22 protein-coding genes are annotated in these 24,607 nt (G+C 71.6%); 8 read left to right on the forward strand and 14 right to left on the reverse strand.

What is annotated here, in order from left to right; all coding sequences use genetic code 11:
* Positions 1–4 precede the first annotated feature (4 nt).
* On the forward strand, positions 5–970 hold the full coding sequence (locus ABFX50_RS36445; RefSeq protein WP_346152987.1) for a magnesium transporter CorA family protein: 966 nt from the start codon (positions 5–7) through the stop codon (positions 968–970).
* Here ABFX50_RS36445 and thrS read toward each other — a convergent pair.
* Complete coding sequence (gene thrS / locus ABFX50_RS36450; RefSeq protein ID WP_346152989.1) at positions 948–2,147, reverse strand: threonine--tRNA ligase; 1,200 nt, start codon at positions 2,145–2,147, stop codon at positions 948–950. The genes ABFX50_RS36445 and thrS overlap by 23 nt on opposite strands.
* 121 nt (positions 2,148–2,268) lie before the next feature.
* The gene (locus ABFX50_RS36455) at positions 2,269–2,733 is read right to left on the reverse strand and encodes an adenylyltransferase/cytidyltransferase family protein (RefSeq protein WP_346152991.1); all 465 of its coding nucleotides are present in this window, start codon (positions 2,731–2,733) and stop codon (positions 2,269–2,271) included.
* 94 nt (positions 2,734–2,827) lie between these two features.
* Here ABFX50_RS36455 and ABFX50_RS36460 point away from each other — a divergent pair, with 94 nt between their 5' ends.
* Both ABFX50_RS36460 and ABFX50_RS36465 read left to right on the forward strand, forming a co-directional pair.
* The gene (locus ABFX50_RS36460; RefSeq protein WP_183659520.1) at positions 2,828–3,556 is read left to right on the forward strand and encodes a DUF1206 domain-containing protein; all 729 of its coding nucleotides are present in this window, start codon (positions 2,828–2,830) and stop codon (positions 3,554–3,556) included.
* Positions 3,557–3,654: 98 nt separating this feature from the next.
* On the forward strand, positions 3,655–4,077 hold the full coding sequence (locus ABFX50_RS36465; RefSeq protein WP_346152993.1) for an ATP-binding protein: 423 nt from the start codon (positions 3,655–3,657) through the stop codon (positions 4,075–4,077).
* Here the strand turns inward: ABFX50_RS36465 and ABFX50_RS36470 are convergent.
* A complete protein-coding gene (locus ABFX50_RS36470) occupies positions 4,074–4,976 on the reverse strand; it encodes a helix-turn-helix transcriptional regulator (protein WP_346152994.1) in 903 nt (300 codons plus the stop codon). The two genes, ABFX50_RS36465 and ABFX50_RS36470, sit on opposite strands and share 4 nt — an antisense overlap.
* Before the next feature lie 153 nt (positions 4,977–5,129).
* Here ABFX50_RS36470 and ABFX50_RS36475 point away from each other — a divergent pair, with 153 nt between their 5' ends.
* Entirely contained in the window at positions 5,130–5,699 is a 570-nt protein-coding gene (locus ABFX50_RS36475) for a hypothetical protein (protein ID WP_346152996.1), read from the forward strand.
* A gap of 16 nt (positions 5,700–5,715) precedes the next feature.
* Here the strand turns inward: ABFX50_RS36475 and ABFX50_RS36480 are convergent, their stop codons facing one another.
* From ABFX50_RS36480 to ABFX50_RS36510, 7 genes are all read right to left on the reverse strand, one after another.
* Complete coding sequence (locus ABFX50_RS36480; protein ID WP_346152998.1) at positions 5,716–7,230, reverse strand: class I adenylate-forming enzyme family protein; 1,515 nt, start codon at positions 7,228–7,230, stop codon at positions 5,716–5,718.
* Positions 7,227–8,453 carry a cytochrome P450 family protein gene (locus tag ABFX50_RS36485; RefSeq protein ID WP_346153000.1) on the reverse strand — a complete coding sequence of 409 codons (1,227 nt, stop codon included), beginning with the start codon at positions 8,451–8,453 and terminating at the stop codon, positions 7,227–7,229. The genes ABFX50_RS36480 and ABFX50_RS36485 overlap by 4 nt, the downstream gene beginning before the upstream one ends.
* Positions 8,454–8,455: 2 nt before the next feature.
* Complete coding sequence (locus ABFX50_RS36490) at positions 8,456–9,547, reverse strand: NAD(P)/FAD-dependent oxidoreductase (RefSeq protein ID WP_346153002.1); 1,092 nt, start codon at positions 9,545–9,547, stop codon at positions 8,456–8,458.
* The gene (locus ABFX50_RS36495; protein WP_346153004.1) at positions 9,544–10,491 is read right to left on the reverse strand and encodes a cucumopine synthase-related protein; all 948 of its coding nucleotides are present in this window, start codon (positions 10,489–10,491) and stop codon (positions 9,544–9,546) included. Before ABFX50_RS36495 ends, ABFX50_RS36490 begins: the two co-directional genes overlap by 4 nt.
* Positions 10,492–10,566: 75 nt before the next feature.
* Positions 10,567–11,835, reverse strand: a complete 1,269-nt coding sequence (locus tag ABFX50_RS36500; protein ID WP_346153006.1) for a M20/M25/M40 family metallo-hydrolase — start codon at positions 11,833–11,835, stop codon at positions 10,567–10,569.
* Between the two features lies 1 nt (position 11,836).
* Positions 11,837–13,642 (reverse strand): S9 family peptidase, encoded by a 1,806-nt coding sequence (locus ABFX50_RS36505; RefSeq protein ID WP_346153008.1) that lies wholly within the window; start codon positions 13,640–13,642, stop codon positions 11,837–11,839.
* A gap of 3 nt (positions 13,643–13,645) precedes the next feature.
* Complete coding sequence (locus ABFX50_RS36510) at positions 13,646–14,719, reverse strand: C39 family peptidase (RefSeq protein WP_346153010.1); 1,074 nt, start codon at positions 14,717–14,719, stop codon at positions 13,646–13,648.
* A gap of 201 nt (positions 14,720–14,920) precedes the next feature.
* Between ABFX50_RS36510 and ABFX50_RS36515 the strand changes: the two genes are divergently transcribed.
* Positions 14,921–16,270 carry a hypothetical protein gene (locus ABFX50_RS36515; protein ID WP_346153012.1) on the forward strand — a complete coding sequence of 450 codons (1,350 nt, stop codon included), beginning with the start codon at positions 14,921–14,923 and terminating at the stop codon, positions 16,268–16,270.
* A gap of 427 nt (positions 16,271–16,697) precedes the next feature.
* Here the strand turns inward: ABFX50_RS36515 and ABFX50_RS36520 are convergent, their stop codons facing one another.
* The 4 genes from ABFX50_RS36520 to ABFX50_RS36535 form a co-directional block, all read right to left on the reverse strand.
* Complete coding sequence (locus ABFX50_RS36520) at positions 16,698–17,636, reverse strand: hypothetical protein (RefSeq protein ID WP_346153014.1); 939 nt, start codon at positions 17,634–17,636, stop codon at positions 16,698–16,700.
* 376 nt (positions 17,637–18,012) lie between these two features.
* Positions 18,013–18,651 (reverse strand): DUF6461 domain-containing protein, encoded by a 639-nt coding sequence (locus ABFX50_RS36525; RefSeq protein WP_346153015.1) that lies wholly within the window; start codon positions 18,649–18,651, stop codon positions 18,013–18,015.
* A 37-nt stretch (positions 18,652–18,688) separates the two neighbouring features.
* Complete coding sequence (locus ABFX50_RS36530) at positions 18,689–18,844, reverse strand: hypothetical protein (RefSeq protein WP_346153017.1); 156 nt, start codon at positions 18,842–18,844, stop codon at positions 18,689–18,691.
* Positions 18,845–18,853: 9 nt separating this feature from the next.
* Positions 18,854–19,537 (reverse strand): GntR family transcriptional regulator, encoded by a 684-nt coding sequence (locus ABFX50_RS36535; protein WP_346153018.1) that lies wholly within the window; start codon positions 19,535–19,537, stop codon positions 18,854–18,856.
* A gap of 116 nt (positions 19,538–19,653) precedes the next feature.
* Here ABFX50_RS36535 and ABFX50_RS36540 point away from each other — a divergent pair, with 116 nt between their 5' ends.
* The 3 genes from ABFX50_RS36540 (at position 19,654) to ABFX50_RS36550 (ending at position 24,570) form a co-directional block, all read left to right on the forward strand.
* Entirely contained in the window at positions 19,654–21,486 is a 1,833-nt protein-coding gene (locus tag ABFX50_RS36540) for a CASTOR/POLLUX-related putative ion channel (protein WP_428834719.1), read from the forward strand.
* Positions 21,487–21,674: 188 nt separating this feature from the next.
* Positions 21,675–22,613, forward strand: a complete 939-nt coding sequence (gene mtnA, locus ABFX50_RS36545) for an S-methyl-5-thioribose-1-phosphate isomerase (protein WP_346153022.1) — start codon at positions 21,675–21,677, stop codon at positions 22,611–22,613.
* 85 nt (positions 22,614–22,698) lie between these two features.
* Positions 22,699–24,570, forward strand: a complete 1,872-nt coding sequence (locus ABFX50_RS36550; RefSeq protein WP_346153023.1) for a peptidoglycan-binding protein — start codon at positions 22,699–22,701, stop codon at positions 24,568–24,570.
* Positions 24,571–24,607: the final 37 nt, after the last annotated feature.

Genomic DNA, 24,607 nt, shown 5'->3' on the forward strand with positions numbered 1-24,607 from the left:
GTCCATGGTGCGCACCCGTTTGTACCGCGATGGGGTCCTGGTGAACGAGGGGTTCCCCATCGCGGACGTCTCCGACCACGTCTCCGATCCCGGCAACGTCGTCTGGTTCGACCTGTGCTCACCCACCACGGGCGACCTGGAGACGATCGCGGAGGAGCTCGGCCTGCACAAGCTGGCGGTGGAGGACGTCTTCCAGCACCACCAGCGGCCCAAGGTTGACCTGTACGACAGCCACCTGTTCATCACCGTCTACTGGCTGCACCTCGAGGACAGCAGGCTGCACCCCGTCGAGATCAACGTCTTCGCCACCCGCAACGCGCTGGTCACCGTCAGGGAGAGCGAGCACTTCGACGTCGACAGGGTCGTCGCGCGCTGGGACGCCAACGCCGACCTGGCCAAGTACGGCGTCTCCTTCCTGCTGCACGGCCTGCTCGACCACGTCGTCGACGCCCACTTCGACCTGGTGGAGCACCTCGACGAGCTCGTCGAGGACCTGGAGGAGCAGTTGTTCGAGGAGCGGCCGATGACCAAGGAGGACGCCAGGCGGATGTTCACCCTGCGCAAGAACATGGTCGGGCTGCGCAAGGCGGCCTCCCCGATGCGCGAGGTGGTCAACACGCTGATCAGGCGCGACGTGCACATGGTCGTGCCCGCTATGGCGCCCTACTACCAGGACCTCTACGACCACGTGCTGCGGGTGGCCGAGTGGACCGAAACCCTGCGCGACCTGCTCAGCAACCTGCGCGAGACCCACATGTCCCAGCAGGGCTTCAGGCTCAACGAGATCATGAAGTCGCTGACCAGCTGGGCGGCGATCATCGCCGTGCCGACGATGATCACCGGCTACTACGGGCAGAACGTGCCGTACCCGGGGTTCGGCACGAGCCTGGGCTTCTGGTCCTCGACGATCGTCATCCTCACCGCCTCAGGGCTGCTCTATCTGGCCTTCAAAAGGAGGGGCTGGCTCTAGCCGCCATCCAGGCCAGCACCTGGGCGATCGGCCTGGCCTCCTGCCTGCCCTCGTCGCGCGAGCGCAGCGCCGCCTCGCCGTTCGCGGCCTCGGAGGGGCCGACGACCAGCTGGAAGGGCACCAGCCTGTTCGCCCTGATCCTGGCGCCGAGGGTGCCCTGGTGCGGAGCGGCCATCGAGGCCCGCAGCCCGGCCGCCACGCATCGCCGCAGCAGCCGCTCGGCGGCGGGCGCCTCGGCGTCGGTGAGCGGCAGCACCACCGCCTGGACGGGGGCCAGCCAGGAGGGGAAGGCGCCCCCGTAGAGCTCCACCAGGTGCGCGACGAGGCGTTCGAGGCTGCCGACCAGGCTGCGGTGCACCATGACAGGACGGTGCTCGCGCTGGTCGGAGCCGACGAAGGCCAGCTCGAAACGGCCCGGCTGGAACAGGTCGACCTGCACGGTGGACAGGGTGGACTCGCGGCCCTGCGGATCGGCGATCTGGATGTCGATCTTCGGCCCGTAGAAGGAGCCCTCGCCGCGCTCCTCGTCGTAGGCGCGGCCCCTCGCGCGCAGGGCCTCGCGCAGCACCGACTCGGCGCCGGCCCACATGGCCGGGTCGTCGACGTACTTGGCGCCCTCGCCGCGCAGCGACAGGCGGTAGCGGACGGGCACGACGCCGAGCCGGTCGTGGGCGGCCTCGATCAGGTCGAGCACGGCGCCCACCTCGTCGGCCGCCCTGTCGGGAGGGCAGAAGACGTGGCCGTCGTTGAGCTGGATGGCCCGCACTCTGGACAGGCCGCCGAGCACGCCGGACAGCTCGCCCCTGTACATGCCGCCGAGCTCGGCCAGCCGCAGCGGGAGCTCCCGATAGCTGTGCGGGCGGGAGGCGAACATCAGCGCGTGGTGCGGGCACAGGCTCGGCCGCAGCACGAACCGCTCACCGCCGACCTCCATCGCCGGGAACATGTCGTCGCTGTAGTGCGCCCAGTGGCCCGATCTCTCGTACAGCTCCTGCTTGCCGAGCACCGGCGAGTTGACGTGCTGGTAGCCGTTGCGGCGTTCGAGCTCGCGCACGTAGTCCTCGATCGCCCCGCGCATGGCGGCGCCCGCGGGCAGCCAGAAGGGCAGACCCGAGCCGATCATGGGGTGGGTGTCGAACAGGTCGAGCTCGCGGCCGAGCCTGCGGTGGTCGTTCATGGAAACCCTCCGGAAGACGAGGGCGAACGGCCAGTGACCCCGGGCGTTCGCCCGGGGAGCATGGATCAGCGCGCCGGGAACGTGTCCGGCGTCGTCGTCACGAAAGCGCGCTGCATGACGGTCATCCTAGCCCGGCGTTGACGATCCGTGTCGTCGAACGGCCCGGGATCATCTCCAGCTCCCAGCACTGGGCACCCAGCAGCGCGGCGGCCGCGCACCTGCCGCCCGCGTGCGGGTCACCCGCGGTGTGGGCCAGCGCGCCCGGCCGCATCGGCGCGAGCAGGTCGATGTAGTCCTCGGGGCCGTGCGCCTCGGGCGGGCCGCTGACGATGAAGACCCCCGACACGCAGCGCAGCGCCGCCAGCACCTCCGCCCGCTCGGCGGCCGTGTTCAGCGGCCTGCTCGGTCCCTTCCACGCGCGCACGCGCGGATCGTCCTCGACGCCGATCACGAGCGGCAGGCCGCGCTCGGCCACCGAGCTCAGGTAGCGGACATGCCCCACGTGCAGGATGTCGAAGACCCCCGTCACGACCGCCGTTCCCGGCTGTTCGCACGGCTTCACCCAGACGGCCTCCAGGCTGCTCACGCCCAGGTTCCCCTTCCAGTCGCCTCATCCGATCGCAGCGTACTCGGTCGCCCGCGCTGGTTTACGACCCGCCTGCCGGTGCAGAGAGGTCTTCATGATTCTTACCAGGCTGGGGTACGCGGCCAGGGGCGTGCTGTATCTACTGATCGGGATCGTGGCCCTGCAGGTGGCCTTCGGAGAGGGCGGCGAGGCCGACAAGAGCGGCGCGATCCGCATCGTCGCCGCGCAGCCCTTCGGCACCGTGGTGCTGTGGATCATGACTTTGGGGCTGGCGGCGCTGACCGTGTGGCAGACCCGCGAGACCTTCTCCAGCAGGGGCAGGGCGCGCGACAGGATCGAGTCGGGCCTTCGTGCGGCCTTCTACGCGCTGCTCGTGGTCTCCCTGCTCGGCCTGCTGCTGCGCGGCAAGCCGGCCGCCTCCACCGACTCGCAGTCGCAGGACGCCACCAAGGCCCTGCTCGACCTGCCAGGCGGGCAGGTGCTCGTCGCGATCGCCGCCCTCGGGCTGATCGCACTCGGGGTCCACTGGATCCACGAGGGCTGGACGAAGAAGTTCATGAAGGACATGACAGGCGGCGGCGAGACGGTCCGCAGGCTCGGCCAGGCAGGGTACATCGCGCGCGGCGTCGTCGCCATCGCCGCGGGGATCCTCGTGGGGCAGGCCGCGATCACCTACGACTCCGACAAGGCGGTCGGCATCGACGGCGCGCTCAAGTCGCTCGCCGACACCCCGGCGGGTCCGTGGCTGCTGGTGGCGGTGGCCCTGGGGCTGGTGTTGTTCGCGGCGTACTGCGTGGCGGAGGCCCGATGGCACAGGGTCTGATCTGGTTCCATCGGAAAGGGCATTCCTACCTTTTCGTGACCCCTCCTCCTCCCCTGGTGCCGCGTCCTTAGAAGGTCGCCGGAATCGGGGAGGTCGCCGTGGAGCCGCCGGAATACGACAGTTGGACCCTTCAAGGAGCACCCGACCAGGTCGCCAGGGCCCGCCGCCTGGTGACAGCCGCACTCGGACCCAGCCACCCCCTTCACGACGACAGCGTGCTGCTGACCAGCGAGCTGGCCACCAACGCGGTCGTGCACTCAGCCGCCCGCGACGGCGGGACCTTCACCGTGAGCGTCCTGTCGTCGCAGTCGAGGGTGCGCGTGTGCGTCACCGACGGCGGCTCGGAGGCGCCGCCGTGCGCCTGCCGTACCTCGCTGACCTCGCAGGGCGGGCGGGGACTGCCGCTGCTGGAGGCGCTCAGCCACCGCTGGGGTTTCACCAGGCAGAACGGGGTGAACACCGTCTGGTTCGAGCTGGTGCTCGTCACCGTGCCCGCAGGGTGGGCGGCGGCGGGCGTCTAGAGGCCGATCCTGCACAGGCCCTCGGCGAGGGCCTTCGTGGTCACCCTGGTGCGGCTGTCGCAGCCCAGCTTGGCGAAGATGTGCTCGAGGTGGGTGGTGACCGTACGGACGCTCAGCACCAGGGCGGCGGCGATCTGCGGGTTGGAGTCGCCCGCCGCCACCCTGGTCAGGACGTCCACCTCCCTGCCCGTCAGCTCGTACGGCAGGCAGCAGGCCCGCTCGGCCACCACCGCCCCCTGCAGCGCGCCGTGCGAGCCGACGCCCGCGCGCAGCATCCGCACCTCCCGCCACCTGCCGTTCCCGTCCTGCCACAGCCCGCGCCTGCTGAGCTCGCGGGAGTCGAGGAAGTCTCTGGCACAGGCGGCCATGGAGCGGTCCTCGGCCAGCACCCGCGACCTCTCGGCGCCCGCGACGTCGCGCACCACACCCGCGCGGTCGAAGGCCACGGCGGCGAACCCCTTCGGCAGCCCCACGGGGTCGATCACGCACCTGGTCAGGTCGGTGACGTGGGCCAGCGTCGGTGAGAGCGCGGCCAGGAGCGCCGGCGCGTGCGGGGGGAAGTCGGCGGCCGACAGGTGCAGCAGCCCCGTGTAGCGGCCCTCGGCCAGCCGCAGCGGCGTGGTCAGCCCCCGCCGCCATCCGTAGGAGGCCAGCAGCGCCCCCTCCATCGCGTACGGCCCGCGGCCGGCCTCCAGCGGCGGTTCGCTCGGCGCGGGCGCGACCGTCAGCCCGTCGGAGACCAGGCTCGTGTGCCGCCCCGTGACCGGGTCGAAGGCGACGAACTCGTAGGCGTCCAGGGGGATCACCCGGCGCAGGGCGCGCATCGCGCCGTGCGCCCCCTTGCGACCCGCCACCTGGAAGCCGACCTCGGCGCAGGCGCTCAACGTGATCTGGTCCACCGCGACATCATCTCGCATCGGCGCGCCGGCCCAAGGCCCCCGGCGTCCCCGGGGTGGAAGAAGATCGTCTGGCCCGATTGCCTCCCGCGCCGGGCTCGTGGCAGGTTGGTGACCCATGAGCCGAGACGCGGCGGTCCGCCGGTGAGGAACAGGATGGCGGGGTGGCTGACCGAGGTGTTCGCCCCCCAGGTGCTGGTGATCGCCATGCCGCCGGTGGTCGGGCTGCTCGCCCAGGGCTGGAGGGGCGCGGCATGGGGCCTGCTGGCCTCGGCGCTGTGCGGCGGCGTCCCCGCCACCGTCATCGCGCTGGGCGTGCGCTCGGGACGGCTCGACTCCCGTCACCTGGTCGACAGGGCCCGCCGTACGGGGCCGCTGCTCGCGGCGGTCGGCGCGGTGCTCGTCGCACTGGTCCTGCTGGTCGCGCTCGGCGCGCCCACGCTGCTCGTCGCCACCGTCACCGCGATGCTGGCCGCGCTCGCGGTGACCGTCCCTGTGACCCTGCGATGGAAGATCTCCTTCCACGCCGCGGTGTCGGCGGGGACCGTGGTGGTGCTCGCGCACGTGCTGCCGCCCGTGGCGACCGTCCTGACGGGTGGGGCGCTGGTGGCGCTGGTCTGCTGGGCCCGCGTCCGCCTCGCCCACCACACGGCCGCCCAGGTCGCCGCGGGCGCCCTGGTGGGCGTGGCGACGACCTGGGGAACGCTGGCGGCCTTCGGGGTGTAGGAGCCCGGACGCCCGCTCACGTGACAGCGGCCGTCCGCTCCTCGCGCGCCTCCTCCTCGACCAGCCGGTAGCGGGAGCGCAGCCCCGCCTTGTCGGGCTTGCCGCCGGGCGTGCGGGGCAACTCGTCGACCAGCCACAGGCGCCGCGGCTCGCACGGCGCGCCGAGCTCGCGGCGGACCAGCGCGCGCAGCGCCTCGAGGTCCACCTCGTGGCCGTCCCTGCGCACCACCACGCCGGCCGGCACCTGCCCGCTCCCGTCCGGCAGGGCGAAGACGGCCGCGTCCGCCACGGCGGGATGGCCGGTCAGGACGTTCTCGATCGGGCGGGCGTAGACGCCGGGCGCCAGCCGCTCCTCCACCCGGTCGACCAGGAACAGGTAGCCCTCGGCGTCGAGGCGGCCGAGGTCGCCGGTGCGCAGCCAGCCGTCGCGCAGCGCCCTGGCGGTGCGCACCGCGTCGCCCACGTATCCGGTCATGAGCTGCGGCGAGCGCACCCAGACCTCCCCGACCTCGCCCGTGGGCAGGTCGGCGCCGTCCTGGTCGCGCACGCGCACCTCCACGCCCCGCACCGGCCTTCCCACGGAGGACAGCAGTTCGGGACGCAGGTGGGCGTCGGGCTGAAGGGCGGAGACGAAGCCGCCCTCGGTCAGCCCGTAGCACTGCAGCGCCATGGGCCCGATCGCCTCGATCGCCTCCGCGCTTCTCGCCGCCACGGCAGGCGCCCCGCCGTAGATCACCAGGCGAAGCTGGTCCGCTCCCGAGGCCCTCGCCGTGGCGAGCGCGCCGGCGAGGGCGTAGAGCTCGAACGGCCTGCCGGACATCATGTGGGTGACGCGCTCCCTGACGGCCACCTCGGCCTCGCGGCCGAGCTCGGAGTCGCTCAGCAGTACGGCGGTGCCGCCCGTGCTCAGCGTCCACAGCGCCATCTGGTTGGGCAGGAAGTGGCCGGGCGGCACCTGGAAGCGCCAGGGCGCGGGGCCGAACATCGACCTGGCCGCGGCCAGCTGGGCCGCCTCGGCGCGCTCGCTGTAGGCGACGGGCTTGCACTCGCCGGTGGTGCCGTTGGTGAACGTCACCGACGACAGCGCGTCTGGCGCTCTGCCCTGCGCCTCGACCAGGCCGCAGTGCGGCGTGCCGAACAGGTCGGCGTCGAGCCGGTACTCGATGGGCAGATGGCAGGCGTCGAGCAGCTCGTCGGCGTCGTCCTGGCGGCACGGCTCGTGCAGCAGGACCGAGCCGCCGAGCGCGCGCAGCGTCTCGGCCGCCACCCGCGTGGGAAGCCCCGGCAGCAGCTTGACGACGGGGCAGCCGAGCGCGAGCGTCACGAGCCTGGCGACGGTCGACTCGGGCTGCCTGCCGTACATGACGGCGATCGGGTCGCCCTGCCGCACGCCCCTGGCGTGCAGCGCGGACACCGCGCCCGCCACCATCGCCAGCACGTCGTCGCCGGTCAGGCGGCGAGGCCCGCACACCAGCACCTCGCGAGGTCCCGCCGCGCGCACCCCTTGGAGCAGGCTCGATCCGAGGCTCATCCCGCCCTCCTTCCGAGCAGCACGGGCAGGTTCCTGGCGCTGTTGCCCAGCACCGTGCCGAGCGGCCGCCGGCCCTCGCCCCTGTCGGCGAGCGTCAGGTCGGGGAAGGCCTCGAACAGCGTGGCCAGCGCCACCTCCGCCTCCAGCCTGGCCAGCGGCGCGCCCAGGCAGAAGTGCGGGCCGTGCCCGAAGGACAGGTGGCTGGGCGGGGGAGCGGTCACGTCGAACCGCTCGGCCCGCTCGCCGTACTCGTCGGGGTCGCGGCCCGCCGAGGCGAAGCAGCCCAGCACCGCCTCGCCCTTGCGCAGCATGACCCCTTCGATCTCGAGGTCCCTGACGGCGTAGCGCATCGGGAAGTGCGCGATCGGGGAGTCCCATCGCAGGGTCTCCTCGACCGCGGCGCTCCACGGCCGCGCCCCCGAGCGGACCATGGCGAGCTGGTCGGGATGGGTCAGCAGGACACGCGCCCCGTTGGTGATGAGGTTGACCGTCGTCACGTGCCCGGCGATGAACAGCAGCTCGACGGTGTCGAGGAGCTCGTACTCGGTGAGCCGCTCGCCGTCCTGCTCCCTGGTCACGATCAGATCGGTGATCAGGTCCTCGCCGGGGGTGCGCCGCCGCACCTCGATGACCTCCTCCAGCAGGTCGTACAGCTCGGCGCGTGAGGAGCTGACGTCGTCGGGCCCGTCGCCGACCCTGGCCGCCACGTCGGTGAGCTCGTGGAGCCTGTCGCGCAGCGACTCGGGAACGCCCATCAGCTCGGAGATGACGTCGCGCGGCAGCGGGTAGGCGTACTCGAGCCGCAGGTCGACAGGTCCGGGCGGCAGCGTCGCCAGGTGGTCGACCAGCCCGGCCGCGAGCTCGGCGATCCTGGGCCGCAGCCCCTGCACCCGCCTGGCGGTGAACGACCTGGACAGCGGAGAGCGCAGCCTGAGGTGCTCCTCGCCCTCCGCGTTCAGCATCGACCGGTCCGAGGCGATCTTGCTGATCGCGGTGTTCGGCGGGGCGGCGGCCCTCGCCTCCGGATCCCAGTGGCGGACGTCCCTGGACAGGTCGGGGTGGGCCAGCACGGCCGCCAGGGTGGCGTGCCTGGTGGCCGCCCACGCGCGCACCCCCTCCACCTCGACGGGGACCAGCGCTCCCGCCTCCCGTAGCCGCGCGCTGTCGGCATGCACGTCATGACTGGCGGGATCGAGCACGAACGCGGTGCGTTCGGTCTCCATGCTCACCTCACCCTCTCCGGCGTGGCCGACAGCGCGGCCGCGTCGAGTCCTGGATCCTTGCCGAGGTAGAGGTCACGGACCAGCTCACCGGCCGCGGGAGCGTTGCACAGGCCGTGCCCGGAGAAGCCCGCCGCGTACAGGAACGCGGGAGGGCCTGGGCGGTGGCCGATGAACGCGGTGCGGTCGGGACTGGCGTCGCGGACGCCCGTGACCGCCGTGTGCAGCTCCACCCCGGCCATGCTCGGATAGACGGCGGCGAGCCTGTCGGCCACGCGGGCGCGCCAGGCCTGCCGGTCGGCGTCCGGATAGCCCATGCCGATCAGCAGCCGGTCCCCGCGCAGCCTGACCAGCAGGCCGCTGGCGGCGTGCAGCGTGACGGGGATGTCGGGCGCGGTAGGCAGCCTGTCGGTCGTCAGCAGCTCCTGGACGACGGGCTCGGTGAGCGGCAGGTCGACGCCCGCCGAGCGGGTCAGCTCCGCCGACCATGCGCCCGCGGCGCACACGACGGCCTCCGCCGTGATCACGCCGTCGGCGGTTCGCACCGTGCCGGTCTCCGCGTCGACGGCCGTGACGGGCGTGCCGGTGCGAAGGTCCGCGCCGGCCCGCCTGGCCGCCTGCGCGTAACCGCCGACGATCGCGGCGGTGTCCGAGATGTAGGCATCCGGCGACCAGGCGGCGGCCAGCAGCGGCAGGTCGTCGCCGACGAGCTGGTTGAGCGCCCGTGCCTCGTCGGCGCCGACCAGTTCGACCTCGACGCCCGCGGCCCGCTGCGCGGGCAGGTCGGCCTCGATGGCCGCGACCTGCTCGCGCTCGGTGAACAGCACCAGGTAACCGACCTGCCGCAGCGGCAGGTCGAGGCCGGGCCGTTCGGGAAAGTCGTGGTAGGCCGCGAGGCTGCGCACGGCCAGCGCCGAGCTCACCGGGTTGCCCGCGAAGTAGGAGCGCACCACGTCGGCCGTGGCCCGCGACGCGCCCGATCCGAGCGCGTCGCGTTCCAGCAGCAGGGTCTCGACCCCCGCCTCCGCGAGGTGGAAGGCGATCGACAGGCCGATCACCCCGCCGCCGACGACCACGACCTGCGCGTCCGCGCTCATGCGGGTGCGCTCACGCGGCGCAGGTGGTCGCCCAGCTGCCAGGGGAACAGGTGGAGGTTCCACCCGCCCAGGCAGTTGAGATAGAGCGTCATGTGCGCCATGAGCGCGGCGAAGTCGTCCCTGTTGTCGATCCTGTCGATGCAGTCGAGGGTCCTTCTGGTGAAGTACCAGACCTTCTCCAGACCGCAGTAGGCGAGGAACTCGGCGGGTGTCGAGGTGAGGATGCGGGCCATCTGGCGCAGCGAATCCAGCGGCACGTCCTCGTAGGCGGCCCGCACCAGCCCGCCGTAGGCGGCGTAGCCCAGCGGACGGGTCTCGCCGTTGACGAACAGCAGGGTGGTCAGGACCGTCTCGTAGCTGCCCGCGCACGAGGGGATGCGACCCTCGTGCAGGTCGACGAGCTCCTGTGGCGCCTCCAGCCAGATCCGCTCGGTCTCGGCGTGCAGATCACCGATCAGCGCGTCGGCCTCGGGATCCGTCACGGTCAGGCGCGGCAGGCTGTGGCCGTTGTTCTCGCCCGCGCGGCGCACTTCGGCGATGACGGGCTTCTTGGTCGTGTACACCGCCTCCCACACCGCCCTTCCGGCCTCCGCGAGCGAGTCCACGTCGTCGGGGACGACGCGGCCGATCGGGATGGCCGGCATGGGTTCGGTGAGCTCCCCGTACTTGATGCCGAGGTGCTGGAGGCGGGAGGCGAAGATGGTGCCGTCCGGCTCGTAGCGCCTGTCCTCCACCTTGTAGGTGGCTGCCTGGTACAGCAGGCTGTGGACAGGGGCCACATGGTAGAGGTGATGGCCCGCCACGAGGGCGTGCCCCTGAAGGCTGCGGTACGGCATGGCGTCCCACAGGCTCTGCGCCAGAGCGGCGTTGCGGTCATCCAGCTCGGCGGTCACGGCGATGCCCAGTGCGGGCCAGCCGATCTCTACACGTTTTGGAGTAGTCACAGTATGTGATGCTATCACCACGTTCTGTATTCAATTGGGCGAGATGTCCGATTTTCCGTGGAGGAGGGCAGCTCGTTACGGATGGGTGAGCAGCCGGGTCAGCACCCTGGTGCCGAACTCCAGGCCCTCCACCGGCACGCGCTCGTCCTTGCCGTGGAACATGCCGAAGTAGTCGAGGTCGGGCCTCAGCATCAGCGGCGCGAAGCCGTACCCCTCGATCCCGATCCTGGCGAACGACTTGGCGTCCGTGCCGCCGCTCATCACGTACGGCACCGGCCTGGCCAGCGGGTCCTCGGCCACGAGCGCCGCGCCGAGCTCGTCGAAGAAGGAGGAGGGGTAGAGCGCGGAGGGCGCGTCCTCGAGGTTGACGAACTCACGGGTGATCTTGGGGCCGAGCAGCTCGTCGATGGTCGACAGGAACTCCTCCTGCAGCCCGGGCAGGTAACGCCCGTCGACGTGCGCCTCGGCGCTGGAGGGCACGACGTTGACCTTGTAGCCCGCCGACAGCATCGTCGGGTTGGCCGAGTTGCGGATCTGCCCCTCGAACAGAGTGCCGAGCGCGCCGAGCCTGTCGGCCTCGTCGTCGAGCCGCTCCAGGTCGATCGGCTGGCCGGTGATCTCCGACAGGCTGCGCAGGAGCGCGGCGACCGACGGCGTCAGCCGTACCGGCCACTGGTGGGATGCCACCCGCGACAGCGCGTGCGCCAGCGTGGCGACCGGGTTGTCGACGGCGGGCCTGGAGCCGTGACCCGCCACGCCGTGGGCGGTGAGCTTCATCCACGAGGTGCCGCGCTCGCCCACCGCGATCGGGTAGACGCGCGAGGGGCCCGAGGTGACGCTGAACCCGCCCGACTCGCTGATCGCCTGGGTGACGCCGTCGAACAGGTCGCGGTGCTCGGTGACGGCGTGACGCGAACCGTAGTCGCCGGTCGCCTCCTCGTCGGCCAGGAAGGCCAGCACCAGGTCACGCTTGGGCCGCAGCCCCCTGGCCCGCATGCCGAGCACGGTGGCGAGGGTCATCGCGCACGAGCCCTTCATGTCGACCGCGCCCCTGCCGTACACGCAGTCGTCGACGATCTCACCGGAGAAGGGGTGCAGCTCCCACTCGGCGGGGTCGGCGGGCACCACGTCGAGGTGGCCGTGGATGAGCAGGGCGTCGGAGGAGTCGCCCTCGAACCTGGCCACGACCGTGGTGCGGTGCGGCGCGGACTCGAAGACCTCGGGCTGAAGCCCCGCGTCGGCCAGCAGCGTGGCGACGTACTCAGCGGCGGGACGCTCGCCCGAGCCCGGGTTGGTGGTGTCGAATCTGATCAGATCGGAGCAGATCTCGGCAACGCTCTTCACATCATCCCCAGAAAATTTTCTCGTAGAAGGCCAATTCGGCTTCGAGGACCGCGACGATAGTCTCCTGCCTTCGCCAGCCGTGCTGCTCGCCGGGAAACGTCAGCAACGCGCACTCTTTGCCGTGTCTGTCCAGCTCGCTGACGAAACGCTCCGCCTGGCCGACGTCGACGATCGCGTCCTCCAGGCCGTGCAGCATCAGGCAGGGGCCCGAGGCCCGGTGGGCGTGCAGCAGCGGCGACCTGTCGAGGTAGCGCCGCCGCGTCTCGGGGAGCGGCCCGACAAGTCCTTCGAGGTAGTGCGACTCGAAGTCGTGCGTCTCCGCGGCCCAGCTCTCCGGGTCGGTGATCGCGTAGTGGGCCACCCCGGCGGCGAAGACGTCGCTGGAGGTCAGGGCGGCGACCGTGGTCCAGCCGCCCGCGCTGCCACCCCTGATCGCCAGCCGGGCGGCGTCGGCGGCGCCCGTGGCGACCAGCCCGCGCGCGACCCTGGCGCAGTCCTGCACGTCCACGACGCCCCACTGGTGGCGCAGGCGCTCGCGGTAGGCCCTGCCGTACCCGGTGGAGCCGCCGTAGTTGACCTGGGCGACCCCGATGCCCCTGCTGGTGAAGTAGGCGATCTCGAGGTCGAGCGCCAGCGGGTAGGAGCCGGTCGGCCCGCCGTGCGCGAACATCACGTAGGGCGCGGGCCCCGCCTGCCCCGCGGGCGGCCACACCAGGGCGTGGACGCCCTCGATCGTCACCGCCTCGGGCGTGGGCAGCAGGTGCGCGGGCGGCAGCGTCCTCGGCTCCGACAGCGGCGTGCGCGCGCCGCTGTCCAGATCGACCAGCGTCACCTCGAACGGCGTGTACGGCGAGGCGGACACCCCCGCCACCCTGCCGCCCGCGTACGACAGCGACGCCAGCCACGCCGTCGCCTCGCCGCCCAGGTCTCTGAGCTCCCCGCCCTCCAGCACGCCGAGCCTGCGCTCGCCCGGCGGCCCGTGCACCAGCGCGACACGCGAGCCGCTCACCGCGAACCACGTCTGGCCCGGCTTCCACGGCGCGTCGCCGAACTCCCGGTTCAGCGGGGTGAGGTTGCGCGTGGGCGAGCCGTCGAGCGGCACGAGATGGAGGTTCCACCAGCCGGTCGGGTCGGTGAGCGCGTAGAGCGCTCCGTCGTCGCGCCACTCGGCCTGGATGACCGACTCGGCGGGCCCGCCGGCCACGACCCGGTACGGCCCCGCGCTCCCGGACGGCAGGAGCGGGGCCACGCACAGCTCCGTGCCGTCCCACGGCATGTTCGGGTGGTCCCAGCCGATCCAGGCCACCTGGTCACCGCCGGGGGACAGGCGCGGGTTGACCAGGAAGCGCTGGGCTTCGACGATCACCCGCACGTCGCCGCCCGACAGCGGGACGGCCACCAGCTCTCTGCGACGGCCGCTCTGGCGGACCGCCCAGACCTCCTCGCGCCCCGGCGGCAGGTACAGGTCGCCGTAGGCGCACTCGCTCTCGGGGGTGAGGGCGCGCGGCCCTTCCGCGCCGAGCAGGTAGACGCGCCGGTCGGACCACTCGGTGAACACCAGGCCGCCGTCCGGCAGCGGGCGCCAGGCCCGGCCGCCGTACTCCACGAGCCTGTTGCGCGCGTTCCACCCCTCGGGCAGCGCGTCGGCGCGCGAGCCGTCGGGGAGCCTGCGCACCACGCACCTGCGCCCGCCCTCGGCGGGGCGTGGCTCGTCCCACCACACCTCGACCCCCGCGGGGGTCCGCACCGCCTCGACCCAGCCGGGCCGCTCGTCCACCCGCGCCACATCGGCCGGTTCAATGCTCATGACTCACCAGTTGCCGTCGGACTCGGGGAGGGGGACCTCCGGAGGGTGAAGGACGTAGACGATGCCCCCGCTTCCCGCGCCCCGCAGCCAGACGTTCTCGAACGCCGCCCTCGGGTAGATCCGCCGGACCCCTTCGGTCGCAGGGTCGTTGGCGATCACGTCGCCCTGCGCGGTGAACCCGGCCACGACCATGATGTGACCGGTCGTGGAGTAGCCGGCCCCCGGCAGCTCGTGCTCCCTGAACGACTGCGAGGTGATGACGGGGATCCCCGCGGCGACGAAGGACTCCAGCTCCGCCAGGGAGCGCAGGCGCGTCACGAAGCCGGTCAGGCCGTAGCGCCCGGCGTAGGCGACACTGAAGGGCCAGTTGCCGCACCCCTGGTAGCTGTGGTCGTAGGTGTCGCGGGCGGCGTGGTCGACGGCGGGGCACGGATCGGCGGGCTCGACCCACGCCAGCTCCGCGGCCGAGGGCCCCCTGCCCCAGAAGCCGAGCACCATCGTCACCGACGAGGGGCTGCACCAGGAACCGCCGCCGCCGTCCCACTGCGGGTAGTGGCCCGCGTGCACGCGCTGCGACAGCGCCGGCACGGCCAGCTCGACGCCGCTCGCCTTGCCGGGAGGCGTGGAGCGCACAGGGCCTGGCGGGGCCGAGGCCATCACGCTGACCGAGCCGACGCTCGCGCCGACGCCGTACAGGGTGATCCTCACCTGGAAGGCGAGCAGGGGACGCCTGGCGAGCAGGGTGTCGACGGCGACGTCGCCGTCCTCGTCGCCCTGGCCAGGCAGCGACGTGCGGTGGATGTCGGCGCAGGTCTCCGCCCACCTGCCCATGACGTACCAGCGGGTGCGGCGGCCGTCGGCGGTCCTGCCCCGCAGCTCGACCTCCAGCCAGCTGCCCGGTGGCGTGCGCGCCGTCCACGAGGGCACCAGCTCCGCCGCGGGGAAGCCGAGCTCGATCTCCTCGCTGGTCCATCTGGTGTAGTCCCAGACGGCCGCGCCATGGCCGAAGGGGTCGTGATAGCCGCGGGAGCCGCGCTCGCCCGGCGTGATCGGCTGGAGGGCGACACGGGATATCACCTGGCCGATTGTGGTGGAGGCCGGACGCAGGCGCATCGGATGGTTTACGTACTCGGTTCTGTCGGAGTCGATCTCTATCGTCGCCGCCATGACGAACGCGGTGCCCCCCACTCCTGCCCTTGAACGCTTACCGCTCCCCGCCTCGGGGGGCACGCCCCATCACCCGCGCTCCGCCGCCCGCGCGGCCGTCGAGGCGACCGCGTGAGCGCGTGGGAGTCGGTGCGGGCCGTGCTCGCCACCGACGGCGTCACCCGCCTCGCCGCCTGCGTGGCGGCGCTCGACGACGCGGGCCGCCGCGAGGTGGCCGCCGCGCTGCCCGGCCACATCTCCGCCGCCCGCGCCCAGGCGGAGGCCAGGCTCCAGGCCAGGGAGCGGACCCGCCGCGACTCCGTCGAACGGCGCTCGCAGGAGCGCTGGGCGCTGTTCCAGCGCGAGGCCGACAGGCGAGGCTGGACACAGGAGCGCCGCGACCACGAGTGGGAGGCGCACTGGCGGCCCGGTCGGCGGCTCTGGCACGAGGAAGAGGAATGGGGCGACGAGGTCGCCTGGATGGAGCTCATGCGGGTCGCAGGAGCCGGCACGCTCGGCGGGCCCGCCGCGGTCGTGGCCTGGCTCAACAGGCGCGACCTCGAACCGTGGACCGAACAGGCCGACGACCTCGAACCCCTGCTCCAGGTGCTGTCGGTCAGGCCCGCCGCGTGGCAGGCCGACGTCGCCGCCAGGCTGGTCAGGCGCGCCCGCAACGCCCGCAACCGCAACCTGCGCCTGGCGTTGGAGCTGCTGCGCGCCAACGGCGTCACCCCACCCGAGCACGACCCCCTGGTCGTCGCCTGGGCCTCGGGCGCCCCGACCGCGCGGGCGCTGCGCGATGACCCCCTGCTTCCCGTCCTGCTGCCACGCCTCTTCGAGGCCGAGGGAGTGGGCAGGGCGCTGCGGCACGAGAAGGCCGCACCCCTGACCGCGGGCACCTGGCTGGCCACGCTCCGCGTGCTGGAGAGCGAGGGCACGGTCAGCCGCGAGATGCTGCTCGACGGCTGCCTCCGCCGCTTCCTGCGCGGTGGCACCGCCATCGACCTGCGCTTCTTCGCCCGCCTGCACGACCTGATCGAACCCGCCTACGACGAGGTGGCCGCCCGCGCCCGCGACTACGTGCGCCTGCTGCCCTCGGCGCCAGGCCCTGTCGCCGAGCTGGCGCTCAGGCACCTGCGCCGCCTCGGCGACCTGCCCGAGGGCGACGTCGCCGAGGCGCTGGGCGCCCTGCTGTCCCGACCCGAGCGCAAGCTGGCCACGGCGGGGCTGCGGTGGCTGGACGAGGCCGCCGACGAGCTCGACGACCTCGACGCTCTCGCGCCCGCGCTGGGGCTGGCGTTCGCGTGCGGCTCGTGGGACGTGCAGTGCAGGGCGGCCAGGACGGCGGTCAGGCACAGCGACCGCTTCTCTCCCATGGGCGCCGAGGCCGTCCGCGAGGCGCTCCCTCTGCTGCCCGCCTCCGTGGCGGGATCCGTGGCGGCGGCCTTCGGCGACCAGGCCCTCGCCACGGCGGGCGGCTGACGCCTCAGCTCCTGCGCAGGTCGCCGCTCTGCTCGACGAGGCCGAGCCCAGGCACGTCGCGCCGGCACCTCACCCGCAGAGCCGGGCCCGGCGGCGAGCCAAGCATGACCACACACCGAGGTACGGCCCGGACGGCGACGCCTCACAGCGGATCGATGCCGCCGCCCGGGGTGGACACCAGGCCCGACCGCCACGGCGAGGCCGCGCAGCTCACCGCGACCTCGCCGGGGTGGTTGATGCTGTGGGGCGCCTACGGCAGGACCTTCAAGCGTTTCAGGCGACGGGCGAGCGGTGCCGGGAGGAATCGGAGCGCCGCTCTACCGGTCCGAGGTTGCTCAACACTGCCCGGTCTGTGACGAAACCACGGAACGCCTTTGGCCGGTGTGGGCGGCTGATCCGGCTGGCGGCCGGGGTCTGAAGGCTGCGATCAGTCTTCGCGCGCGTAAGCGTAGAGCGTCACGGCGGTGATGAACGCCACCTCGATCCCCAGCACCTTGTCCAGAATGGTGAAGCCTGAAATGTCTGACGGAACCAGGACCTGACGCAGGGAAATGACCGCCAGCAGAGCGGCCGCCAGCTCCAAGGGACTGGTGTTCTTGCTCTGTTGGCGCAGCGCGAGGGCGAGTACGAGCAGGACAGGGGTCGCCAGGATGGCGTACACGAAGGCGAGCGCGTTCGGGCGGCGGGCGAGGTCGACCTGGATGGCCGTGTCCAGGCGTAGCCGGTGAACCACGTTGCTGTCGGGCCGGGTGCCTTCGACCTTGCCTCCGGTGTCCACGTAGTAGCTGTGCGCGTTGTCGCCCAGGCGCGGGAGCGTCCAGTCGCTCAGGTTGTCGTCAAGTTTGATGGTGGAGATGAAGAGCATGAGCGTCCGCGGCGACATCCGCTTCGTCCCGTCGGGCAGCGGTGGCAGTTCGACGCCGTCGGAGACGGTGATCTCGATCTGGAACCTGGCGGAGTAGCGGTCGTGCGGGTAGGCGGTCATGGAGCCCGTGAGCGGCACCTTGAAATCCGGCAGCGGCGCGAACACGGCGTACATGTCACGCAAGCGGATCTGAGTGGAAACCGTCTGCGTGGTGATGCCCGATCTGGCGACGCCAGTGGCGCCCGACCAGACTCTCATCGTCCCGAGAGCCTCTTCGTCCACGTCGGGTAGCCGCAGCCGCAGGTCCGCACTGACGGTCGCCTGACGTGCGCGCAGGTCGATGTCGCGAACGCTCAAGAAAACTGTGCCGTCAGAGGACAATTGCGCGCCGATCTGGCTGTTAGGCCCGCCCAGCTCGTCGCCGCCTCTCATCGGGAAAACGGCGGCCCAGATGGCTAGGAGAAATACGGCTGAGGCCGCTAATGCGAGCGTCACGCGCACTGATCACTCCACTGGGGTCTGCGGCTCATTCGAATGGGGGTAATCGGCGATCAGGTACGCCTTGTCGACCAGTGTGAGCCAGACCGGGTTGCACCGCCATGCATCGGAACGGTGGATGGCCCGGAACTCCTCAAGCTACGGCGAGGGGCAAAGGAGCGTGCCGGTCACCCTTCGCCACTTAGCTGCCACGTTCCACCACAGCGCGCGGCGGGCGCGCAGCTGCCGGGCCCGGACGACCAGGTCGAGTTCGGCCAGCAGCGCGGCGTCCAACTCCTCCAGTTCGTCGGCGAGCTCGATGATGTGCTGCTGATGGCTGCTGTCCCAGTCGGTGTCGGGAACGCCGAATCTCCGCCAGGGTCGGCGTCATCTTCCCCCGCTAGGTGTCGGCGATCGGGCCTGCGAGCAGCGGCCCGTCCAGCAGACCGGCGGTGAACGTCACGCCGGTGAGTCGGGCCGCCAGCGCGAATGCCCGCGCCAGGCCGTGCTGCGCCAGGTCGTCAAGCCTGGCTTCCCACTCGTCGTCGTCCTCAGTGTCATCAGGGGGCAGGCCGACCTCGCGCATGAGGTGGTTGAGCCGGTCCTTGTCGGCGCCATAGCGATCGTCCGGCGTCACCAGCCCGAAGCTGGTGATCACGGTGCCGTCCACCGCGTAGGCGAAGTGGTCATCCGCGTAGTCGTGCCGCATGACGGACACGACCTCCGAGCCCGCCGACAGCCGCGCCAGCCTCTCGTCGATCACCGCCGACCAGCCCGACGGCTCGACCGCCACACACCAGTCGCCCGCCGCCGCCACCCCGACGTAACCGCCGCCTTCTCCGCCACCCGTCACCATGACGAAGTCGCCGACCTCCGAGGTCAGCTCAGCGAAGCTCATCTCCCTCCCCGCTCCGGAGCAGAAACGGCGCAGCGCCTCGGCGGGATCTCGCCCGCGGATGAAGGCCACGGAGTAGATATCGTCGAGGGGACAGTCCTGCCCCTGCAGCCATCGGAACGGGGTGAGGGGATCGGTCGTCATGCCGCCAGATCGTGGCAGGCACCACCGACAGAAACCGTCAGGGCCGGTATGTCCCGAAGCGCCAGACCGCGACGGGACGGCCCATGCGGTCGTGGGCGAGGTAGACGACGCCCTGACCCCCCTCGCCCAGGCGGCCCGCAAGCCGGAACTCGCCCAGCTCCAGCGGATCGTCAGGGGTGAGGGGGACCAACACATCGCCACATTAGCGAGCCCTGCGCCGGGAATGCGTGGCTTGGACGGGGTCGATGTTCTCCACCGACCAGCCGCGCGCCACGGCCAGGGAGTCCTGCCTGCCGTCGGCGACGTGCCGCAGCGCGTGCTCGGCCGCCCTGCCGGGGTCGCCCGCCGCGATGGCCTCGTACAGCTCGGCGTGTTCCTCGCTCTGCCGTCCGGGGTCGCGGTCGGAGGTGAGCCTGAAGAGCCGGTGCAGGCGCGCGTCCAGCGGACGCATCAGGTCGGCCAGCAGCGCGTTGCCCGAGATGGCCACCAGCTCGTGGTGGAAGTCGGCGTTGGCGGCGGCGATCGCCGCCCTGTCGTCGCGCGCGATCGCCTCACGGGCACGTTCCATGCATGCGCGCAGCCTGGCAAGACCCTCGGCGTCGGCGCGCTCGGCGGCCAGGCGCGCGGCCAGCGCCTCGAGGCTCTCGCGGACGTCGAACAGGTCGCGCACGTCGTCGGGGGTGAACGGGCTGACCAGCGCGCCCCTGCCCGGCACCAGCACCACCAGTCCCTCGGCCGCCAGCAGGCGCAGCGCCTCTCGCAGCGGGATGCGCGAGACCTCGAGCTCGGCGGCCAGATCGCGCTCGATCAGCCGTTCGCCAGGACGCAGCTCCACCTCGACGATGCGGCGCTTGAGCCTTTCGTAGGCCAGGTTCGCGGTGGTCACGGAACAAGGGTACGGGCGCCCGTGACAATGATTTTTCGTCGCCAGAAAGCACCTGTACCTTTTGCCGTTGGCCGAGGTTCATTCACGGGGAGGTAAGCGTGTCTCTGCGCGAGCGCATGCGTTACTGGTTCGACAACACGATGTCCAGGGGAACCGCCTCGCTCATAGGGTGGCTCGCACTGGTCTCGGTGGGTTTAGTGCTGGTGGTGGCGGGCCTGACCGCCTGGCTGACCGACGAGCCCGAGGGGGCGGGGTTCGGTGAGGTGCTCTGGCTGTCGCTGATGCACGCGATGACCCCGAGCAAGGTCGCCAGCGACAAGGGCAGCACCGCCTTCCTCGCCGTGATGTTCGTCGGCTCGCTGGCCGGCATCTTCATCGTCAGCATCCTGGTCGGCCTGCTGTCCAACGGTCTCAAGCAGAAGATCGACCGGCTGCGCCGGGGCCGGTCGAGGATCGCCGAGAGCGGTCACACCGTCGTGCTCGGCTGGTCCGACCAGGTCTTCACCATCATCGGGGAGCTGGTGAAGGCGCACGCCAGCCAGCGGGGCTCGGTCATCGCCGTGCTGGCCGACCGCGACAAGCTCGACATGGAGGAGGAGATCAGGGAGCACATCGGCGACACCGGCAGGACCAGGCTGGTCTGCCGCACGGGACGGCCCACCGAGCCAGGCGACCTGAGGCTGATGAACCTCGACAAGGCGCGCTCCATCGTCGTGCTCTCTCCTGACGGCGAGGACCCCGACGCGCACGTCATCAAGATCCTGCTGGCCCTCGCCAAGCGCGCGGGCGACCACCCGCCCGTCGTCGCCTCGCTCACCTCCAGCCGCAACCTGGCCGCCGCCCGCCTCGCGGGAGGAAGCCAGGTCCACCTCGTCGACTCCGACGACACCGCCTCCAGGTTGATCGTGCAGTCCTCCAGGCAGTCGGGCATGTCCGTGGTCTGCATGGACCTGCTCAACTTCGACGACGGCGAGATCTACCTGCGCTCCGACGCCGCCCTGACGGGCCGCTCGTACGGCGAAGCGCTGCACGCCTACCAGACGGCCACCGTCATCGGCCTGCGCAGGGCGGGGGGCGTGGTGCTCAACCCGCCCATGGACACCGTCATCACCGCCGAGGACGAGGTCGTCGTCATCGCCCACGACGACTCTCTCATCCACCTGGCCCAGGGGGAGGCCTCCTTCTCCGAGAAGGACATCACGGTCGCGCCCGCCACGTCCCTGGAACCCGAGCGCACGCTGGTCCTCAACTGGAACGCCCGCGCCGAGCACATCGTCCGCTACCTTGACGGCTACGTCGCGCCGGGCTCGGTGCTGGAGATCGCGGCGGGCCACCCCAAGGCGGGCACGGGCCTCGACGGCCTGCGCAACCTCACCGTGAACGTCAAGGAGTGCGACACCACCGACAGGTACGCGCTCGAGGCGCTCGGCGTCGGCCTCTACCAGCACGTGATCGTTCTGTCCGACGACAGGTTCAAGCCCCAGCACGCCGACACCCGCACGCTCATGACCCTCCTGCAGCTGCGGGACATGCAGACGGTGGCGGGGGAGCGCTACTCGATCGTCAGCGAGATGCACGACGAGAACAACCGCTCGCTGGCCGAGGTCACCGAGGCCGACGACATCGTCATCAGCGACACCGTGATCGGCCTGCTGCTGGCCCAGCTCGCCGAGAACAGGCACCTGGCCGACGTCTTCAGCTACCTGTTCGACTCGCGCGGATCGGAGATCTACCCCAGGCCCGCCTCGTCCTACGTCACGAAGGACGTTCCGGTCTCCTTCTCGACGGTCATCGAGTCGGCCAGGCGCAGGGGCGAGACGGCGATCGGCTACCGCCTCGCCTCGGGCGTCAACCAGCCGCCGCACTACGGGGTCGTGCTGAACCCGAGCAAGTCGCAGCCTCTGACGCTCGGCGAGGGCGACTCGGTGATCGTGCTGTCCGAGCGCTGACGGCCGGGCGACGCCGGGCGCGACCGTCGCGGGACCACGGGCGCGCTGACCGTCGCGGCACGGTCGGCGCGCTGACCGCCGAGGCACTTCCGGCCCGCTGGCCGCCGGGGTCAGGTCCCCGGCGTGCTGACCGTCGCCCTACTCCGCGCGCGCTGACCGCAGCGGGACGAGGCGGTAGCGTGCGCGGTGTGAGGACGATCGACTGGGTCGACGGAGCCATCGAGCTCGTCGACCAGACGCTGCTGCCGGACGAGCTGGTCATGCTGCGCATCACCACCGTGGACGCGCTCATCGAGGCCATCCAGCGCCTCGCCGTACGGGGGGCTCCCGCCCTGGGGGTGGCGGCGGCGTTCGGCGTCGCGCTGGCCGACGGCGACAGGAAGGCGATCGCGCGCCTGCGCGAGGCCAGGCCCACCGCCGTCAACCTGGCGTGGGGCGTCGACCAGGCCGCCGCGCACCTGGAGGAGGGCAGGCAGGCGGTGCTGGCCAGAGCCGAACGGCTGCGCGACGAGGACATCGCCGCCTGCGTGGCCATGGGCGGGCGCGGCGCCGACCTGATAGAGGGCGACAGCCTGCGCGTCATGACCATCTGCAACACCGGCGCGCTCGCGGCCGTGGAACGCGGCACGGCGCTGGGCGTCATCCAGACCCTGCACGAGCGCGGCAGGCTGGCCGAGGTGCTGGCGCTGGAGACCAGGCCGCTGCTGCAGGGCGCGCGGCTCACCGCATGGGAGCTGGACAGGATGGGCGCGCCGTACCGGCTGATCGCCGACTCCGCGGGCCCCTCCCTGCTGGCCAGGGGAGGGATCGACGCGGTGCTGATCGGGGCGGACAGGATCGCCGCCAACGGCGACACGGCCAACAAGGTCGGCTCCTACTCCCTCGCGCTGGGCGCGGAGCGCGCGGGCGTGCCGTTCTTCGTGGTCGCCCCCGAGACGACCATCGACCTCTCCACCCCCTCGGGCGAGCACATCGAGATCGAGGACAGGGCGGAGGAGGAGATCGTGAGCGTGCGAGGCGTACGGCTGGCGCCTGCGGGCACGCGGGCCCTGAACCCCGCGTTCGACGTGACGCCCCACGACCTGATCACCGCGATCATCACCGACCGGCGAGTGTTCCGGCCGTAACCAGACCAATAATCAATAATTCCGGGATCTGTCCGTACACTCCGCGTTACGCTCGGTCGTCACCATCCCCGTCCTGGAGTTCGCCGTGGCCATCGATCTCGTCTCGCGCCGCGCCTGGCGTGCCCGTCCCCCCGGCGGCAGCTACACCCAGCTCGACTCCACCAGGGGAGTCAAGGTCCACTACACAGGCGGCAGGGTCGACCCCGCCATCGTGCGCGACCACGCCAAGTGCGTCGCCCTGGTGCAGTCGATCCAGAACTTCCACATGGACGGCAACGGCTGGATCGACATCGGCTACTGCGTGGATGAGGAGACGGAGATCCTCACCCAGCAGGGCTGGAAGTCCTACCGTGAGCTCCAGGTGGGCGATCTCACGCTCACGCTCAACCATGAGCTGGGCGTCTCGCAGTGGCAGCCGGTCCTGGAGGTGTGCGTCTTCCCGAGCAGGGAGCGGGAGATGGTGAGGATGGAGGGCGTCAGCCACTCCTCGCTCACCACGCCGCAACACCGCTGGCCGGTGGAGCGTTTCCGCAGGCGTACAGGGACCACGCGGCAGAAGGGGCCCGACGGTAGGTGGCTCCCCACGGGCGCGGCTCCCCGCTCGGTCACCGAGCGTGAGCGTCTCTGGGTGACAACGGAGACACTCGGTTACTGGGATCGCATCCCGATCGCGGCTCCCTGTGCGGATCTACCGGTCGAGGCCAAGTGGTCCGACGCGTTCGTCGAGCTCGTCGCCTGGTTCTGGACCGAAGGGCACATCAAGCGCCTTCGCGGCGCGCGCCCGTCCACCAGCGTGGCGGTCTATCAGTCGATGTCCTCCGATCCAGGCCATGTCGCGCGGATCAGGGCGGCGCTGAGTGCGGTGTTCGGCCCACCGGTCGAGGCGTTTCCTCGCCTTGGCGTCCAGACCGACGGCGTGCCCAGGTGGCGTGAATGCCGCAACCGTCATCTGGCGGAGTTCCGCCTCTCGGCGGACGCGGGGCGGCTTCTGCTCGAGGTCGCGCCTGACCGGGTCCCGGCCCAGGAGTTCCTGCTCTCGCTGACCAGGGCGCAGTTGTCCCTGTTCATCGAGGTCTCCCTGGCCGCCGACAATGCGGGCGAGGACGCGCTGGCGCAGAAGAGCAGGGCCGCCGCCGAGGCCTTCATGTTCGCCGTGCTCCTGTCGGGTAGCGGGGCCTCCCTTCGGATGCGTCCGCCGACCGACAGCTGTCCCAGCGAGATGTGGCAGGTCAACATACGGCGCAAGCAGCACTTCGCCCCTCGTTCCGCGGCGCTGCGGGGCTCGACGTTCTCCATCACGCGGGAAATCTACACGGGCGAGATCTGGTGTCCGCGTACCGAGAACCAGAGCTGGCTGGCCCGCCGTCAGGGCAGCGTGTACTTCACCGGCAACACGTATATTGCCTGTCCGCATCGGAAGGTGTTCGAGGGGCGGGGGCTGCATCATCTGCCCGCCGCCAACGGCGCGGGCCTCAACTCCGGCCACTACGCGGTGCTCGGGCTGGTCGGCAACGCGGGGCTGACGGTGCCGCCCGACGGCGTGCTGCACGCCGTCCTCGACGCCATCCAGCACCTGCGCGACAAGGGCGGGGCGGGGCGCGAGATCAAGGGGCACCGCGACGGGTTCAACACCGACTGCCCTGGTGACCGTCTCTACGCCTGGATCAGGCGCGGCGCGCCCAGACCTGGCGGGCAGGAGCCGCCGACGCCGCCGCAGCCGCAGGCCCCCGCCTTCCCCGGCAGGCTGCTGAAGTTCCCTCCCGTGATGCACGGAGAGGACGTCCGCACGTGGCAGAAGCAGATGAAGAAGCGGGGCTGGAGCCTCGGCGTCGACGGCGCCTACGGGGCCGACTCGCGCGACGTGTGCCGCAGGTTCCAGCGCAACCAGGGCATTCCCGACGACGGGATCGTGGGTCCCACCACCTGGCGCCTGAGCTGGGAGGCGCCGCTGCCCTGAGCCGCGGCCGCGCGCGAGACACCCCCCGGAGCAATGT

This window comes from Nonomuraea recticatena, assembly GCF_039533245.1.
GTDB lineage: Bacteria > Actinomycetota > Actinomycetes > Streptosporangiales > Streptosporangiaceae > Nonomuraea > Nonomuraea roseola.